This window comes from Sediminibacter sp. Hel_I_10, from assembly GCF_000688335.1.
Taxonomy (GTDB): domain Bacteria; phylum Bacteroidota; class Bacteroidia; order Flavobacteriales; family Flavobacteriaceae; genus Psychroserpens.
In genome coordinates this window covers 2302983-2321213 of record NZ_JHZX01000001.1, presented here as the reverse complement: position 1 = coordinate 2321213, position 18231 = coordinate 2302983, and the positions used below count along the sequence as shown (strand labels likewise).

Here is an 18231-nt window from a genome sequence, read left to right as displayed (position 1 = left end):
TTTATAGATAAATTCAAATCAGTAAAACTTAAAACATCTGTTTGAAATAGGAGATAAATAACTGGGATATAGACACAAAAAAACCGAAACAAATACATGTTTCGGTTTTTTAAGTACTGAAGACGGGACTTGAACCCGTACGTCCTAAACGGACATTGGATTTTAAGTCCAACGTGTCTACCAATTCCACCACTTCAGCGTCATCAAGCCTTTCGGCATGACATTGGAATTTATCTTTAAAGAGCGAAAGACGGGATTTGAACCCGCGACCCCCACCTTGGCAAGGTGATGCTCTACCCCTGAGCTACTTTCGCATAAAATGTATAAGAACATTCGCAATAATTGCGAGGGCAAATTTAAGATTTTTATCAGAAACGCAAAGCCTTTTTAAGAAAAATTGGAGTTTTTTTAAGCTTGCTTCTTTTTAAGCAACATGCGCTTGATCTCATTCAGTTTCATCAAGGCCTCAACAGGAGTTAAAGTATTGATATCAATATTTACAATATCCTCTCTAATGCGCTCTAACAAAGGATCATCCAAATTAAAAAAGCTCAACTGCATCTCATTATCCAAAGTTTTGACCTTATCTGTAAGCGCATCACTAGAATGTGATTTCTCCAGTTGCTTCAATATTTTATTGGCGCGATGAATCACTTGTTGCGGCATTCCTGCCATTTTAGCGACGTGAATTCCAAAACTGTGTTCGCTACCACCCTCTACCAATTTCCGAAGAAATAAGACATTATCTTTTAATTCTTTTACAGAGACGTTAAAATTCTTGATACGCTTAAACGTGGTCGACATCTCGTTGAGCTCATGATAATGGGTAGCAAAAAGCGTTTTGGCCTTACTTGGGTGTTCATGCAGATATTCACTAATAGCCCACGCAATTGAAATCCCGTCATAAGTACTGGTACCCCTACCAATCTCATCTAAGAGCACTAAACTTCGATCTGAAACATTATTTAAAATAGAGGCTGTCTCATTCATCTCTACCATAAAGGTAGATTCTCCCATCGAGATGTTATCACTGGCACCTACTCTGGTAAAAATCTTATCGGTCAATCCTATAGTCGCCGCTTCTGCGGGTACAAAACTCCCCATTTGAGCTAACAAAACGATAAGCGCTGTTTGTCTCAAGATGGCCGATTTACCAGACATATTTGGCCCCGTTATCATTATAATTTGTTGCTCTTCCCGGTCGAGATACACATCATTGGCAATATAGGGCTCGCCATGAGGTAACTGTTTTTCTATTACTGGATGCCTGCCGTTTTTGATATCTAAAACATGATCATCGTTAATCTGTGGCCTGCTATAATGATTTTCTGTAGCCAATTGTGCAAATCCACAGAGGCAATCCAACTCGGCCACTAAGGCTGCATTGTGCTGTACAGGTTTAATAAAACGCATCATATCATTCACCAACTCCGCGAACAACTGTTGTTCAATCAATAAGATGCGTTCCTCGGCTCCTAAGATCTTGGTTTCATATTCCTTCAGTTCTTCAGTGATATAGCGTTCAGCACTTACTAAAGTTTGTTTTCTAATCCAATCTGCAGGTACTTTATCTTTATGGGTATGTCGCACTTCAATGTAATACCCAAAGACATTATTAGAAGCAATTTTAAGAGATGTAATTCCAGTGCGCTTGCTCTCGCGCTCTAACATATTGTCTAAATAACTCTTTCCTGAGGCAGACAAATCTCGTAATTCTTTCAATTCCGAAGAAAAATCAGAACAAATCGTGTTTCCTTTAAGGATATTAACCGGAGCCTCCTCATTTATGGTCTTTTTGATGCGCGCTCTCAGTGCTTCACAGGTTTCTATAGCGTCTCCTATAAGGTTTAAAGAAGGATCCTTAGACTCTGAAGCCAAGCTTTTTATTGGGACTATCGCATCTAATGCATTTTTAAGCTGAACGACCTCTCGCGGACAGATTTTACCCGTTGCTACCTTAGAAATGAGCCGCTCAATATCTCCAATTTGTTTGAGTTGATGCTGAAATTTATGAAGTAATTGGGGTTCTTTATTTAAAAAGGATACCACGTCATGGCGCTGGTTGATCTGTTTTAAATTAATCAAAGGCAAGGCTAGCCACCGTTTCAACAAACGACCACCCATTGGAGAAATGGTTTTATCAATAACTTGAATGAGCGTGATGGCATTGGCATTGGTAGATTGGTAGAGCTCAAGATTCTTGATCGTAAAGCGATCCATCCAAACGTGCTCCCCCTTATTTAAACGTTTTACAGCGGTAATATGCTGTAATTTGTGATGTTGTGTTTCTCCAAGATAATGCAGTATGGCACCAGATGCTATTATCCCCTCATACAAATCTTCTACACCAAAACCCTTTAAGGTTTTGGTATTAAAATGTTTAAGCAAGGTCTCATTGGCATAATCATCTTGAAACACCCAATCTTCCAGAAAAAAAGCATGAAAGTCTTTACCAAAATGGGTGTTAAATTTTTGCTTATTTGGCTTAGAGACCAATACCTCACTGGGTCTAAAGTTTTGTAGCAGTTTATCTATGTAGTCTGCTTGACCTTGAGACATAAAAAACTCACCGGTAGAGACATCTAAAAAGGCGACGCCAATAAGCTGAGCCCCAAAATCAACAGCAGCTAAAAAGTTATTGGTCTTAGAATTTAAGATATCATCATTAAGCGCCACTCCTGGTGTTACCAACTCGGTAACGCCACGTTTCACTATGGTCTTGGTTTGCTTTGGATCTTCCAATTGATCACAAATGGCCACACGGCAACCGGCTTTTACCAATTTTGGCAAATAGTTATTTAAAGAATGGTGCGGAAACCCAGCAAGCGCGGTCTCTGTTTCACTACCAGCTCCTCGTTTGGTAAGAATGATATCTAAAATTTTTGAGGCCTTTACGGCATCTTCTCCAAAGGTCTCGTAAAAATCACCTACTCTAAATAGCAATAGGGCATCAGGATATTTCACCTTGATGGCATTGTATTGTTTCATTAAAGGGGTTTCCTTTTTTACTTTTTTAGCCAAGGGAATTGTGTATTTTTGTTAGGAAAACAGTCGTAATTTCAACCAGCACAAGGTACTTATAATTTGAAGTTTTTTAAAACCCAACCTTCATAAGTTATCTACAACTGTTAATAATTAATACGCATATTTAATCTTGATTAAGCCTATATAGGCGAAGACAGCATCAAGTGAATGCGCATATCGACAAAAACGGAACACCTGTGACCAGAAAACTTAAAAATAGCGAATTGGATCGTTTAGATCCCGAAACCTTTAAAGACGCTAAGAAGACCCCTATTATTATCATTCTTGACAACATTAGAAGTCTTAACAACATTGGCTCTGTCTTTAGAACGAGTGATGCTTTTCTTATTCAAAACATATACCTCTGCGGCATTACGGCAACACCTCCCCACAATGATATTAGAAAAACGGCCTTGGGAAGTACCGAGACCGTGGCTTGGGAATATGCTGAAAGCACGATGGACGTCATCAATCAATTGAAAGAAAAAGATATAAAAATTATAGCCATTGAACAAGCAGAACACGCCACTATGCTCAATGATTTTAAACCAGATCCCAACCACACCTATGCGCTCGTTTTTGGTAACGAAGTAAAAGGGGTGGCTCAAGATGTTGTGAACAACAGTGATCTGGTTCTGGAAATACCGCAGTATGGTACCAAACATTCTCTAAATATTTCAGTGAGTTGCGGTGTTGTGGTTTGGGATATTTTTACTAAGTTGAAGCACTAAAGGTCTATTTAAAATCGCATTTTATAAATAATCCCAACAACAGGCGAAACCCAAAATCGAAAGCTAAATGAAGTTAAAATCTATCATTGTTGAAGATGAAGAAACCAGCAGGGAAATCCTTAAGAATTATCTTCAAAAATACTGTCCTAATGTCGATATTTTAGGGGAAGCTGCTAATGTAGACGAAGCGCTCACGCTCATTAGAAACAATGAGCTCGATCTTGTGTTTCTTGATGTTGAAATGCCTTATGGTAACGCCTTTGACCTTTTAGATAAGGTAGGAGATATTAATTTTGAAACTGTTTTTGTAACCGCTTATAACCATTATGCCGTTGAAGCCTTGAATGCTCACGCTTCTTACTATTTAATGAAACCTATTTCTATAGATGAGCTTATAAAGGCGGTGGATTATGTGACTGAAACACGAATTAAAGAAGATGCGCTTCAAGACGAAGTGCTGGTTCCCAAAACGGCTGGTGTACATGGTAAAATCACCATCCCCCAACAGGATGGTTTTGATGTTTTAGAAACTGCTGATATTTTATATTGTAAAGCTGATGATAATTACACCGAGATCTACCTCAACAACCAAAAGAAGAAGCTTGTTAGCAAAACCTTAAAATATTTTGAAGATGCCCTGACCGAAAGGGGTTTTGCAAGAGTGCATAAAAGCTATTTGGTGAATGTTAATGAAATCACCAAATATGTTAAGGGCAAAGGTGGCAGCGTTATTTTAAGCAATGGTAAGGAAATCATGGTTTCTGCTTCAAAAAAATCAGGATTACTCTCTTATTTTAAATGATACATTTTCAAGTGGAAGGATTTTCATTTAAACAATACGATCGCTGTTGACATCCAATTCAACATAACTCATAATTTCAAATAAAAGTTTCAATTTTTAAAATCAAGCTATGCCCATAATAAAACCCGTCAACGGAAAACACCCACAAATTCCTGAAAATTGTTTTATCGCCGAAAATGCCACCATCATTGGTGAGGTTACTATGGGCAACCACTGCAGCGTTTGGTTTAATGCTGTGATTAGAGGCGATGTGCATTTTATCAAAATGGGCAATAAAGTCAACGTGCAAGACGGGGCTGTAATTCACGCAACCTATCAAAAATCACCAACCACTATTGGCAATAATGTCTCTATTGGCCACAATGCCATAGTTCATGGTTGTACGGTGCATGACAATGTGCTTATTGGTATGGGAAGTATTGTTATGGATGATTGTATTATTGAAAGCAACAGCATTATCGCTGCGGGTGCAGTAGTTACAAAAAATACCGTTGTGGCTTCTGGAAGTATTTATGCAGGCATTCCCGCAAAGAAAGTAAAAGACATTAGCCAAGAACTTTTAACAGATGAAATTCATCGTATTGCAGACAATTACGTCACCTACAGTAGCTGGCTCAAGTAAAATCTAGCCCTAATTCAATCTATAAATCGTTAATCTTTTCTTCGGAAAATTGAGTTTCTATGCTATCAATTAATGCTTCGAAATATTTTAAGTTGATTGATCTCTTTAGCACTGAGAAATGACTTTAATTGTCCGTTTTCCGAAGTTAATAGTATAGGATATTCGAAAGATTGTTTTGGAAATACCCGTTCAAATTCGTCAATATGATAAAATTGAAGATCAAGAGCTGTAAGTTGCCTGAACTTTTTCCAAGCTTCATTTTCAGTAAAAATGCCATAAGTCCTATCACAAAGATGGCATGCAGACTTACTTGAGGCTAAATAATTTGTACCCTAAATATCAAGAATGGTATTTCCCAAACCAGAATTTGCATTGTAGATGAATAAAAGTGACCTCATAAGGGCCTTAGTATAAACAAAAAAAACATCACAACTAAAAATTTAAATAATTTACGGCATAACGATGCTCTAAAATAGCATCCAAAACCTTTACATTTCCGTTGGAATAAAAGAGCTGTTTTGGTGTCTCGTTGTTTATGTTCAATAATTGGCGCTGTTCTAAAACAGCCTTGGTTTGTTTGGCCACTGCTTGGCCAGAATCAATAATCTTAACGTGGCTGGGCAGCATTTGAGACAGCATTGGGATCAAGTAGGGATAATGCGTACAGCCCAGCACCAAGTAATCAATATTTGCCGCTATCATAGGCTTTAAGTACTCTTTTAAAAGGGCTTCCATTGCCGAAGAATTGGTTTCACCAGCTTCTATCAACTCCACAATACCTTGACCCTCCTGCTCAATAACAGCGATATCTTTACTATACAAATCTGTAGTTTGATGAAATAATTCGCTTGACAGTGTGCCCTTGGTAGCAAGAATACCAACAGCTTTGGTGGCTGTGTTGAGTGCAGCAGGCTTAATGGCCGGTTCAATACCTATAAACGGCACATCATAGCGTTCTCTAAGGGTTTTTATGGCATTGGTTGTGGCAGTGTTACAAGCAACCACAATAAGCTTACAATCGCGCTCTAAAAGAAACTCTGTATTCTTAACGCTTAATGCAATAATGGCCTCCCTGCTTTTAATCCCGTAAGGAGCATTGGCGCTGTCTGCTAAATAGATCGAGTGCTCGTAAGGCAGCAGTGTTCTAATTTCTTTAAAAATAGACGTCCCTCCAATACCAGAGTCAAATATACCAATTGGACTTTCCTTCATAAATACGGTTTAGGCTTGACTAAAAATAAGAAAGCCACCTTATAAAAGTGGCTTCCTTGTGAAAATTATTTTTTAATTAGAATTAGAATCCTAATTCTTTTTTGACGTCTGCCATAAGGTCTTTACCGTCAGAAACCAATACACCTCCACCTTGAGTTGAGTCTAAAACGTATTGAAATCCTTGTGCTTTAGCAACCTTCTGGATAGCCATCTTTGCTTTTTCAAAAATAGGCTTTAACAACGCTTCTTCCTTTTTAGCAAGATCTTGTTGTGCTTGACCTTGGTACTGACGGATGCTTTGTTCCATTTGTTGTACCTCTTGAGCTCTACCTGTATTCTCTTCTTCGGTTTTAGTATCTACCTCAGATTGGTATTGCTTAATTTTTGTTTGAAGCTCAGTTGCCATTGTTTTGATGTCTGCTTCGTAAGTCTTGGTCAATTTCTCGATCTCAGCTTGTGCAGTTTTCATTTCTGGCATGGCTTGCACCAAATCTGTAGTATTGATATGCGCGATTTTACTTTGTGCTGTTGCAAGGCTAGTTGTACCAACAAAGAGTATGGCTGCAAATAATAGTGTCTTAAAATGTTTCATTTTTCAATTTGTTACGTGTTATAATTATTGTTTTTAGTTGTTCTCGGGAACTGAATCGTTTTCTTTCTTTTGGGCTTCCCGTTCTTCTTTCGCTTTTTTACGTGCTTCTAATATTTTTTGTTTGCGCTCTTCAAGCGCTTTTTTACGTTCTTCTCTGTCTTTTAATTTTGCCTGACGTTTTTCTTCAGCAATTTGCTCTGGTGTTTTCTCTGAGTCTGGCGTCTTATCTTTGGCATCATCTGTAGGCTCTTTTGAAACATCAGATTTTCTATCTTGAGTTCCTCCTTGGGCACTATCGCGATCAGTCTTAGCTGCTTCACGTTCGTCAAGAATTTTTTGACGTCTTGCCTCGGCCGCATCTTTTAATGAGTCACGACGTTTCTGTTGTGCTTCGCGACGTTCTTCAATTAATTTTTGACGCGCAGATTGCTTTTCTTCAATAGCCTTTTCACGAGCCTCTAACTCTTCATTGATTTCTGGTACCACGTCTTCTTCATTAGCTGCTTTACGCTCCTCTCTTGTATTCGCCTGAGTTCGTTTTGATGAACGTGTGATGCTTCTAATGATCAACTCACTGATATCATATCGTTCTGCAGAGTACAACATCACCACATCGGCCGACTTATCAAAAATGAAATCATATTTTTTATTACCGGCAATCTCTTGAACCGCTGCAAAGATTTGGTCTTGGATCGGTTGCATTAACTGCTGCTTTTGGATCATTAAATCACCACTAGGCCCAAAACGCTTTTGCTGATAATCTAAGATCTCTGCCTCTTCAAAAGAAATATCTTCTAGACGCTCTTCATAAAGCTCCTTAGTTAATAAGATACGCTCATTGTTGAGTTGTTTCTTTTTGGTGTCAATCACTCCTAAACGCTGTTCGATATCGGCTTTCCATTGTTGGACCTTTTGATCTAATTGATTGGAAGCTTCTTGATATTCAGGAACATTCTGTAAAATATATTCGGTATCGATATAACCAATTCTAACACCCCGTTGTGCATGGCTGGCAATGCTAGTTAAACCTAGCAAGAACATTATAAAAAGAACTTTAGATTTCATCTGTTTCGTTTTATGCTTTATTGATCTTATCCCTAATTTCAAAATGACATACGTAACTTACGATACTGCCATTGATTAGAGTTTTCAAATTAACGAAATATATTCTGAAAAATTTTAACACAACAATGTTAATCGTCTTATTGTTGATATATCAGTTAGAAAATATCGTGCCAAAGTTAAAATTGTTGTCCGATAATGAAGTGTGTTTCCAATCCGTTGCTGCCGGTTTGACCAGGAAGTGCATCAAATCCATAACCAAAATCAATCCCTAAAAGACCAAAGGCTGGCATAAAAATTCTAATACCTGCTCCTGCCGAACGATTTAAATTGAACGGATTAAAATCCCTGAAATTATCAAAAGAAGCTCCAGCTTCAGCAAATGTGAGTCCGTAGATTTTAGCTTGTGCACCAAGCGTTATAGGATAACGCAACTCTAATGAGAATTTATTATATATAGTACCACCATCTTGTGAAGACAAGGATTGATTTGGATAACCTCTCAATTGGATAACCTCACGTCCATCCAAAGAGAAATTACCAAGACCGTCACCCCCTAAAAAGAATCTTTCGAAAGGTATAATACCTCGATCTTGATTATAAGCCCCTAAGAAACCAAATTCTAAACCTGATTTTAATACCAATTTATCAATCGGGTTAGTATACCAGTCACCTTTAAATTTAATCTTATAGAATTCTAACCACTTATAGAACTCTTGGTCAATCTCCCCAACTCGAGCAGCTTCTTCAGGTATATTTCTATCTAAGTTGTTTCGCTCCTCTCTCAATCCTTCATAATCTACAGAATTAAAAAGAGAATATGGAAGCGACAACTTAGCACTTACGGAGAAGTTAGATCCTGCGGTTGGATAAATAGGATCCGTTCTCGTATCATTCCTAGTCAAACCAACTGTATAAGATAGGTTATTAGAATATCCATTTCCAAACGTAAACAAGCCCGTATTATAATTTTTCAAATCATAATGCTGTAAACCTATCGATTGGGACAATTGAAAATAATCATCTGGTACTTTCAATCGTTTTGCAATACCTACCGAGATCCCTGTGATGTTAAAACGTTTATCTTTATCAGCATCTCTAGTCTGCGCGTTGTAAAGAAACTGTTTGGTATGAGATATAGAGGTCGAAAATTGCACAGGGCGCTTGCCTCCCAACCAAGGTTCTGAAAATGAAAAGCTATAAGTCTGAAAGAAACGTGATGCTTGTAAACGTAAGGCTAAACTCTGTCCATCTCCCGCAGGAATTGGCTTGTAAGCTTCTTTATTAAAAATGTCTTTTATGGCAAAGTTGTTAAATGACAACCCAAGTGTACCAATAAAGCCACCGCCACCATAACCTCCTTGAAGTTCAATTTGGCTAGACCCACGCTCTACAACTTCATACTCGATATCAACCGTACCGTCTTGAGTGTTGAAATTTTTCATGTTAGGGGTAAGCTGTTGTGCGTCAAAAAATCCTAACTGACCAAGCTCTCTAATGGTTCTAATGACATTACTCTTTTTATAAAGCTGACCTGGTTTTGTTCTTAATTCACGATAAATGACGTGATCATTGGTTTTATCATTACCAGATACCGAAACTTGATTAAAATATGCCGGTTTACCTTCGGAAATTCTAATTTCAAGATCAATCACATTACCTTCTGCACTAACTTCCACGGGGTTAATAGTGGAGAACAAGTAACCGCTATCCTGATACAAATTTGTTAAATCTAAGGCATCAGGCTTGGTGTCATCAGCAATTCTTTTACGAAGTTCCACACCATTATAGGTCGTCCCTTCGTTAATTTTTAAAACAGATTTTAACTGTTGATCTGTGTACACACTATTTCCAACAAAGGTGATTTTCCCAAATTTATACTGCTCACCCTCCTCAACTTTAATATTAAGTGCAATGGTTTTATCATCAATATAGGAAATTGAATCTGAAATGACACGAGCATCTCGATAACCGTTTTCCTTATACTTATCAATAACGTTCACCAAATCTTCCTTATAATCTTGCTTGATGTACTTAGAGCGTTTTAAAATTCTGAAAATATTTTTCTGTTTCGTGTTTTTCATGGCTTTTCTCAATTTCTTGTCAGAAATCTTCTCATTACCATCAAAAACAATCTCTTTAATTTTTACCTTTTCGCCTCTATCAATATAGACGAGCATGTCTACACGACTCTTTTCAATAGAGTCATCTTTAACTTCTCTCGTATTAACGTTGACTTTAGCCTTTAGAAAACCGTCTTTCTTATATTTATTGGTCAAATAGTTTTTAGTGGTGGTTATCAAGTTCTCTGTAACCTTGGTCCCTTTTGTTAAACCATTATCTTTTATAATAGACTCGTGCTTTCCTTTCTTTATGCCCTCAATAGTGACATCGCGTAATTCTGGCAAATCAAAAAGATTGATTTCCAGATAGGCCTTATTCCCCTCTACCTTTGCCAAGTAAACGTCTATACTACTAAACAGATTAGAGTCCCATAATTTTTTGATGGCCTTACTGATATCTTCCCCAGGAATCACTATTTCCTCTCCTTTTTTAAGTCGTGAAAAAGAAATAATAGTAGCGGGACTAAAATTGGTATTACCTGTTACGGTAACGTCTTCTAAGATGTAGGTTTTACCTTTATTAAAATCAGATTGCTGAGCAAATGCAACACTAGAAAAAATAAGGGCAACTGCAATAAGTAAAGATTGGATGTATGTTTTCAAAAGTAAATTTTTAGCTAATCTGTTCGCTTGTTTTTCCGAAACGTCGCTCTCTATTTTGATAATTAATTAGAGCTTCATAGAGATCGTTCTTAGTAAAATCAGGCCAAAGAATATTTGTAAAATAAAGCTCGGCATAGGCTATTTGCCATAGCAGAAAGTTGCTTATTCTATGCTCTCCGCTAGTTCTAATCAACAAATCGACGTCTGGCAAATTTTGCGTGTAAAGATGCTTATTAATAATCGATTCGTCAATGCTTTCTACGGAAATTATATTATTTTTAACTTTATCTGTTAATTGTTTTACAACAGAAACGATCTCTTCCCTAGAGCCATAGCTCAAGGCTAAAGTAAGGGTCATTTGGCCGTTGCTTTTTGTTTTTTCGATGACTTCTAAGAGTTCGGTATGGGCTTTTTTGGGAAGATCCTGAAGGTTACCAATGGCCGCTAGTTTAATATTATTGTCCTGTAATGTGGCAATTTCCTTTTTCAAGCTTTTTACTAACAACTTCATTAGGGTTTGCACCTCTAATTTTGGTCGTTTCCAGTTTTCAGTAGAGAAGGCATAAAGTGTGAGATGTTTGATTCCTATTTCGGCGCAAGCCTCAACAACTTCACGCACAGATTTGGTGCCACTTTCATGACCAACAACTCTTAGTAAACCTTGCTGTTTTGCCCAACGTCCATTACCATCCATGATGATGGCGAGATGACGTGGCAATTTGTCGTTTTTTATTTGTGTTTTAAAATCCATCAGAAATTGCAATAACAAGGCCTTTGGCCAAATGTATAGGTTAAGGTAAAACCGGTAAACACATACCAGTCATTACTATTGGTATTACCAAAACTCAGACTCTCTATGTTGGGGTCATCTGGCACACTACCATCTAATTCATCTGAAAACGTATAACGCGCTCCAACCTCAAAACCCAATATAAAGTGATTTGATATGTTGGTCTTAGCCCCCAAAATCATAGGGATCCCAAAGGCCCAACTTTCAGTACCTTCATTAGTATAAGTGCCATCTGCCTCAAAATAATAATTATCATGTAATGCCGTACTAATCCCAGTATACATATAGGGCGTAAATTTAGTACCAGACTCATGCAAGTTGAAATCAAAAAAAGTAAATTCCATCCCTGCCGAGATTTCCAAAAGGTTGGTGTCAAAACTATAATCGCGTTCGTTTCGTCTTGGATCATCAGACTTTGAATCAACCCCTTCCAAATCTGCATAAATAACAGATAATCTCCATGAGTGTCTAGGACTTCTGTTCCATTTTAATATGGCACCCAGTGCCACATCATTTGGTGAGATATAGTTAGTAGCCCCAACATCACCAATAAAATTACTGCCTCCAGCAAAAATACCGACCTCATAGATTTGCGCCCTACTTAATGGCACAAAACATATACTTAATAAAAACAAGATTAAATACCTCATAGATTTTTAAAAGTTTGCAAATATAACAATTATGACGTGACCGTCGTAAGATGTGGCCATTAGTCATTGCAATAAACAGTTTTAGTGAGGATTTATTGTTTAATTTCTTCGGTCTTCGCCCCAAAGCATTTTTTTTCTGAGGGTGTCTAAAAAGCTTTCATCTAGTAGCTCGACCATCTTAATTTTGAAGTGAGCCTTTTTAATAATTACGGTAGTGTCATTATGCAAAGTGACAATTCTAGAATCTAAAGACATTAAATAATGGTCCTCCCTTCCATTTACCTTTAAGGTCACAACGGTATCGTCGGGTATCACCAAAGGTCTCGCATTAAGATTATGAGGCGCAATAGGCGTAAGCACCAAACTCTTGGCATTAGGTGTAATAACAGGTCCTCCACAACTCAAAGAATACCCTGTAGATCCTGTAGGTGTAGATACAATCAACCCATCTGCCCAATAAGAAGTGAGAAACTCATCATCTAAATGGGTGTCTACAGAAATCATTGACGTTGTATTTTTTCGGCTTAAGGTAATCTCGTTAAGTGCAAAATTACTTTCGTGAAGCAGTTTGTTTTCTGGGTGGGTTTCTACAGATAACACCGATCGTTCTGAAATTTTATAGTTTCCATTCAGTATATGTTTTAAGGCACTTTCCACATCTGTTGTTTGAATGGTAGCTAAAAAACCCAAACGCCCCGTATTGACCCCAACAATTGGTATAGAGAAATCATGTATAAAGGTTATTGCCCTTAGGATGGTACCATCGCCTCCAACACTTATCAATAAATCAAAACTTTTATCTAGCTCAGTAAACGTTTGCAGGTTTGCTAAAGCAGGATTATTTGTTTCAATCTTGGAATGAAAATTAGATTCAACAAAAACAGAAACGTTATTCTTTAAAAGAATTTCAATCAATTCTTCATAATACTCAGTAGATTTCTCTGGATAGTATTGACTATAAACCGCAACTTTCATAACTGCTATATGTCTAGGTATTTTTTAAGATATTCTGATCGTTCCTTCAAATTTTCAACGTAGGTATCTTCTTCATGTCCCGAAATAATATTATAACTGTACCTTCTAAAGGTCTGTATCACGTCATTGAGTCCAGAAACTCCAATTTTCAAGGTAATTTGAATAATATCTTTTTCTAGTTTTGAAACAAAAGCGCCCAAAATCTTGGCGTCATTTGATTCTACGATTTGACTAATTTCACTAAAGGAATAATCCTGAACTCCTGTTTCTAAAATTAAAACACCACCAGGCTCAGCAAAGAAAGGGGTTTGATTAAAAAGGCCAATAATATCGTTGAGCTCATAATAACCGCAATACACATTTTCCCGATCTAAAACAGGCATGATGTTACAGGAATTTTGAGCAAATGTTTCGAGCACATCCAACCAATTGGTATCTATCCGAACAAAAAAAGATTCGAGTGCATGACCGCAGTCAATAATCGTTTTATGGCTTTCAAAGCAATGGGCATCGGTCTCAGAAATACATCCCATATACACCCCATTATTTTCAATAGGAATATGTGAGTAAGTCAATTCATTAAACATCATTTTTAAGTCACTGATCTTATCATTGATGTTCAATGGCTTTATGTCATTAATCAAGTATTCTTGTAGTGGCATGCGTACTGTCATTTCTTTGCAAATTAATTAAAAATTACCAGTTCAAAGCATGTGCTACTTTGTATTTTTGTGAACAAAACCAAGAAGGTTATGACCAAATTAAGTGTAAATATTAATAAAATCGCCACGCTTAGAAATTCTCGAGGTGGCAATACCCCCAACGTTGTGCAGTTTGCTAAAGATGTTCAGCGTTTTGGTGCGCAAGGCGTTACCGTACATCCAAGACCAGATGAACGCCATATTAAATATCAAGACACTAGGGACCTAAAGCCAGAAGTCTACACAGAGTTCAATGTTGAGGGCAATCCCGTAACCTCATTTATGGATTTGGTACTAGAAGTAAAACCAACCCAGGTGACTTTAGTTCCAGATGCAGAAGATGCCATTACCTCTAACGCAGGTTGGGACACCGTTAAGCATAAAGCATTTTTAACCGAGGTCATTTCAGAGTTTAAAGCAAATGGCATCAGAACGTCTATTTTTGTAGATCCCAATGTGCACATGATAGAACATGCCAAAGCCACTGGAACTGATAGAATTGAATTGTACACTGAGAGTTTTGCTCATCAATATGGCTTAGGAAATCAAAAAGCTATAGAACCTTTTATCAAAGCCGCAGAAATAGCCAATGAGATTGGATTGGGCATCAATGCCGGACATGATCTCTCCTTAGATAATATTCAGTTTTTTAAAGCTAATATCCCGGGATTATTAGAAGTCTCCATAGGGCATGCTCTCGTTGCAGAAAGTTTATATCTTGGTATAGAAAACGTTATTCAAATGTATTTACACCGTTTGAAATAAGTAATAGTAACAGGCAGCAATCCAATCGGTTTTTAATAGCTTCACAACTGCTTCGGAAATCTAAATCGTTTAATACATATCAATACATGACACTTCACTCTCAAATATTAGGTAAAGGCAAACCATTTATCATTCTTCATGGCTTTCTTGGCATGAGCGATAACTGGAAAACACTAGGTAATAAGTTTAGTGAGGCTGGTTTTGAGATGCACTTGATAGACCAACGTAACCACGGCCGAAGTTTTCATGATGATCATTTTAACTACGAGGTCTTGGCCGAAGATCTAAAATCCTATTGCGACACACATCAACTCAAAGACGTCTTACTATTAGGACACTCTATGGGAGGAAAAACCGCCATGCTTTTTGCTTGTCTGTATCCAGAATTGGTTTCTAAATTAATGGTGGCAGATATCACGCCGCGGTATTACCCAGTGCACCATGATACCATCTTAGAGGGTTTAAGCAGTCTTGATTTCAAAACCCTAAAAAGTAGAGGCTCGGCAGATAAAAAACTAGCGCACTATATATCAGATACTGGAACCCGTCTCTTTTTACTTAAAAATCTATATTGGATCGAGAAAGGAACATTGGCCTTACGCTTAAACCTAGAAGCCTTAAAAGCTAATGTTTCCGAAGTTGGAGAAGCATTGCCCATTCATGCCAGGTTTGAGAAGGCTACCTTGTTCTTAAAAGGAGACAAAAGCGAATATGTGATGCCAAGTGATGAAACGCTCATTAAACAACATTTTCCATCAGCGTCTATTGAAACCATAAGTAATGCTGGCCATTGGCTACATGCTGAAAATCCTGATGATTTTTACGATGCCGTCATAAATTTTATTCAAAAATAAACGACATCCCGCTCAGGTTATGTCATAAGCTTTTTCTAAAAGACACTTATTTAAGTATATTAGACAACGTAATCCAATTAAATACAATATCATGAACCTCATCATTCGTCTTCTCATAACGGCAGTACTCGTTGTATTATTAGCCAATTTTTTACCTGGAGTTGCAGTGAGCGGATTTGGCGCCGCAATCATCGTAGCCATCGTTCTTGCCATACTCAACGCCATAGTAAAGCCCATCTTAGTGGTGTTGACCATCCCTATTACCATTGTGACCTTAGGCCTTTTCCTTTTGGTTATTAACGCCTTGATAATTTTATTGGCAGATGCCTTTATAGACGGTTTTGGAGTGAGCGGGTTTTGGATTGCGCTTTTGTTTAGCATCTTATTGTCCATTTGCCAATCTGTGGCCTATTCTCTTTTGAATGACGAGAAAAAATAGACTAACATTCAGTAAGTTAAATAATTGTTGGGTTGTAAAAAATATCTTATTTTTGCAGCCCAATTTTGATTTGAGAAACAATGAACATCACTAGAGAAAACATAGACGAGCTAAACGCTGTGGTAAAAGTAGATATCGCTAAAGAAGACTATAGCGATAAGGTAGAAAAAATATTAATCGATTACCGTAAATCGGCCAATATCCCTGGGTTTAGAAAAGGCCATGTACCAATGACCATGGTTAAAAAGCAGTACGGTAAAGCTGTTTTGGTAGATGAAGTTAACAAATTACTTCAAGATGCACTTAACAAGTATCTTACTGAAGAGAAATTGGACGTTCTCGGAAACCCACTCCCTAAGCCTCAAGATGATCTAGATTGGGATTCTGATGCGTTTTCTTTTGAGTTTGAACTAGGCTTAGCCCCAGAATTTGAGGTGACCTTAAAAGGCAAAAAAGCAATCACGCACTACAATATTGTGGCAGATGACAAGATGCTAGACAACCAAGTAGAGCAGATTAGAAAACAATACGGAAAAATAATCTCTCAAGATGCAGTAACCAAAGATTCTGAAATTACTGGAGTTTTTGAAAATGAAGAGAAAGAGATTAACAACTCTACAACCATTACCTTAGATAAATTCAAAGGGAAAACAACAGAAAAACAATTTATTGGCGCTAAAGTTGGTGATGTGATCACACTTAACACTAAGAAATTGTTTAACGATGATCATGATTTGATGACCTTTCTAAAGGTGTCTCATGATGATGTTCACGGTTTAGATATTGACGTCAACTTTACCATCAACGAAATCAACACACGTGAGTTGGCAGATTTAGACCAAGAGCTTTTTGATAAATTGTTTGGAAAAGGCGAAGTAACCTCTGTTACCGAACTCAAAGAAAAAATCAAGGAAGATTCTGAGAAGCAGTTCAAGCAACAAGGTGACCAAAAGTTACTGAATGATGTGACTGAATATTTAGTAGATAACACCAAATTTGACCTACCAGCATCTTTTCTACAAAAATGGATGCAGACTGCCGGTGAAGAGCAAATTGATGCAGATCAAGCTAAAGAAGAATACGAAAAGTCTGAAAAAAGCATGCGTTACCAACTTATAGAAGGTAAACTTATTGAGAAGCATGATTTACAGGTTAAGTTTGAAGATTTAAAAGCTCACGCTACAGAAATGATCAAAACGCAAATGGCACAGTTTGGTCAAATGAACCCTAGCGATGAGGAACTAGAAGGCATTGCCGCTAGAATTTTGTCTAATAAAGATGAAGTAAAACGTTTGTCTGAGCAATTAATGAGCACCAAACTGTTAAACCTTTACAAAGCAGAAGCTAATTTAAAGACAAAAGAAATAACTTACGATGATTTTGTAAAAGAGTTTTACAGCTAAGATTCGACTAAATAATTAGTATATTTGAGCGTAAAACAAACAGTTTTACGCTCTTTTGTTTTAGAAAAATAAACGATAATATCAATTTATGAATTACGGAAAAGAATTCGAAAAATTCGCAATAAAAGATCAAGGGATCAGCAGTACCTATTATGACAAGATCATGAGCAGCATGTACCCTACAAATTTGACTCCAAATATTATTGAGGAGCGTCAAATGAATGCGGTGGCTATGGATGTGTTTTCACGTCTTATGATGGATCGCATCATCTTTATGGGCACAGGCATTAACGATCAAGTCGCTAATATTATACAAGCACAACTTTTGTTTTTAGAAAGTACAGATGCTGCAAAAGATATTCAAATTTACATCAACTCACCAGGAGGTAGTGTTTATGCAGGATTGGGTATTTATGATACCATGCAACTGATCAAGCCAGACGTTGCTACCATTTGTACAGGTATGGCAGCATCTATGGGTGCCGTCTTATTATGTGCTGGCACAAAAGGAAAGCGCAGTGGCTTAACCCATAGTCGTGTTATGATTCACCAACCTTTAGGAGGTGCTCAAGGTCAAGCGAGTGATATAGAAATTACAGCACGCGAGATTGTCACCCTAAAAGAAGAGCTTTACAAAATAATTGCTAAGCATTCTGGACAAGATTACGATAAAGTCTACGATGATAGTGATCGTGATTATTGGATGAAAGCACAACAAGCTAAAGATTACGGTATGATAGACGAGGTATTATCTCGTGACGCCTAAAAATCAATTAACTACGGAAATGTGAGCCATCTGAAATTTACGTTAAGAGGCGTACAACCCGTGATTAAACAACAATGAGAACACGTTGCACTCAAGCCTTTGAATTTCAACTGAATT

General features: G+C 37.4%; 17 protein-coding genes and 2 tRNA genes. 8 read left to right on the top strand and 11 right to left on the bottom strand.

Annotated elements, in window-relative coordinates; genetic code table 11:
• Positions 1-114: 114 nt before the first annotated feature.
• From P176_RS0110380 to mutS, 3 genes are all read right to left on the bottom strand, one after another.
• Positions 115-199, bottom strand: a tRNA-Leu gene (locus P176_RS0110380).
• 43 nt (positions 200-242) lie between these two features.
• Positions 243-314 (bottom strand) — tRNA-Gly (locus P176_RS0110375).
• Between the two features lie 94 nt (positions 315-408).
• Positions 409-3021 (bottom strand): DNA mismatch repair protein MutS, encoded by a 2613-nt coding sequence (mutS, locus tag P176_RS0110370; protein WP_026754648.1) that lies wholly within the window; start codon positions 3019-3021, stop codon positions 409-411.
• A gap of 167 nt (positions 3022-3188) precedes the next feature.
• Here mutS and P176_RS0110365 point away from each other — a divergent pair, with 167 nt between their 5' ends.
• The 3 genes from P176_RS0110365 to P176_RS0110355 all read left to right on the top strand — a co-directional run bounded on the left by P176_RS0110365 (position 3189) and on the right by P176_RS0110355 (position 5179).
• Entirely contained in the window at positions 3189-3755 is a 567-nt protein-coding gene (locus P176_RS0110365; protein WP_231481233.1) for an RNA methyltransferase, read from the top strand.
• A gap of 67 nt (positions 3756-3822) precedes the next feature.
• Positions 3823-4557, top strand: coding sequence for a LytTR family DNA-binding domain-containing protein (locus tag P176_RS0110360; protein ID WP_026754646.1), 735 nt, complete (start codon positions 3823-3825; stop codon positions 4555-4557).
• A 109-nt stretch (positions 4558-4666) separates the two neighbouring features.
• Positions 4667-5179 carry a gamma carbonic anhydrase family protein gene (locus P176_RS0110355; protein WP_026754645.1) on the top strand — a complete coding sequence of 171 codons (513 nt, stop codon included), beginning with the start codon at positions 4667-4669 and terminating at the stop codon, positions 5177-5179.
• Positions 5180-5611: 432 nt separating this feature from the next.
• On the opposite strand, the gene murI is transcribed toward P176_RS0110355, so the two are convergent.
• The 8 genes from murI to P176_RS0110315 all read right to left on the bottom strand — a co-directional run bounded on the left by murI (position 5612) and on the right by P176_RS0110315 (position 13848).
• A complete protein-coding gene (gene murI, locus P176_RS0110350; protein ID WP_026754644.1) occupies positions 5612-6391 on the bottom strand; it encodes a glutamate racemase in 780 nt (259 codons plus the stop codon).
• Between the two features lie 82 nt (positions 6392-6473).
• A complete protein-coding gene (locus P176_RS0110345) occupies positions 6474-6983 on the bottom strand; it encodes an OmpH family outer membrane protein (RefSeq protein WP_026754643.1) in 510 nt (169 codons plus the stop codon).
• 33 nt (positions 6984-7016) lie between these two features.
• Positions 7017-8048 carry an OmpH family outer membrane protein gene (locus tag P176_RS0110340; RefSeq protein WP_026754642.1) on the bottom strand — a complete coding sequence of 344 codons (1032 nt, stop codon included), beginning with the start codon at positions 8046-8048 and terminating at the stop codon, positions 7017-7019.
• A gap of 176 nt (positions 8049-8224) precedes the next feature.
• Positions 8225-10771 (bottom strand): outer membrane protein assembly factor BamA, encoded by a 2547-nt coding sequence (gene bamA / locus P176_RS0110335; protein WP_037348893.1) that lies wholly within the window; start codon positions 10769-10771, stop codon positions 8225-8227.
• Between the two features lie 10 nt (positions 10772-10781).
• Positions 10782-11522 (bottom strand): isoprenyl transferase, encoded by a 741-nt coding sequence (locus P176_RS0110330; protein ID WP_026754640.1) that lies wholly within the window; start codon positions 11520-11522, stop codon positions 10782-10784.
• Positions 11522-12211, bottom strand: a complete 690-nt coding sequence (locus tag P176_RS0110325) for a DUF6089 family protein (RefSeq protein ID WP_026754639.1) — start codon at positions 12209-12211, stop codon at positions 11522-11524. Before P176_RS0110325 ends, P176_RS0110330 begins: the two co-directional genes overlap by 1 nt.
• A 99-nt stretch (positions 12212-12310) precedes the next feature.
• The gene (locus P176_RS0110320) at positions 12311-13186 is read right to left on the bottom strand and encodes an NAD kinase (RefSeq protein WP_026754638.1); all 876 of its coding nucleotides are present in this window, start codon (positions 13184-13186) and stop codon (positions 12311-12313) included.
• A 5-nt stretch (positions 13187-13191) separates the two neighbouring features.
• Positions 13192-13848 carry a CBS domain-containing protein gene (locus tag P176_RS0110315; protein ID WP_026754637.1) on the bottom strand — a complete coding sequence of 219 codons (657 nt, stop codon included), beginning with the start codon at positions 13846-13848 and terminating at the stop codon, positions 13192-13194.
• A gap of 90 nt (positions 13849-13938) precedes the next feature.
• Between P176_RS0110315 and P176_RS0110310 the strand changes: the two genes are divergently transcribed.
• The 5 genes from P176_RS0110310 (at position 13939) to clpP (ending at position 18114) form a co-directional block, all read left to right on the top strand.
• On the top strand, positions 13939-14652 hold the full coding sequence (locus tag P176_RS0110310; RefSeq protein WP_026754636.1) for a pyridoxine 5'-phosphate synthase: 714 nt from the start codon (positions 13939-13941) through the stop codon (positions 14650-14652).
• An 86-nt stretch (positions 14653-14738) separates the two neighbouring features.
• Entirely contained in the window at positions 14739-15506 is a 768-nt protein-coding gene (locus tag P176_RS0110305) for an alpha/beta fold hydrolase (RefSeq protein ID WP_026754635.1), read from the top strand.
• Between the two features lie 91 nt (positions 15507-15597).
• A complete protein-coding gene (locus P176_RS0110300; protein ID WP_026754634.1) occupies positions 15598-15945 on the top strand; it encodes a phage holin family protein in 348 nt (115 codons plus the stop codon).
• Positions 15946-16025: 80 nt separating this feature from the next.
• Complete coding sequence (tig, locus tag P176_RS0110295) at positions 16026-17348, top strand: trigger factor (protein WP_026754633.1); 1323 nt, start codon at positions 16026-16028, stop codon at positions 17346-17348.
• Between the two features lie 88 nt (positions 17349-17436).
• Positions 17437-18114, top strand: a complete 678-nt coding sequence (gene clpP, locus P176_RS0110290) for an ATP-dependent Clp endopeptidase proteolytic subunit ClpP (protein WP_026754632.1) — start codon at positions 17437-17439, stop codon at positions 18112-18114.
• Positions 18115-18231 lie beyond the last annotated feature (117 nt).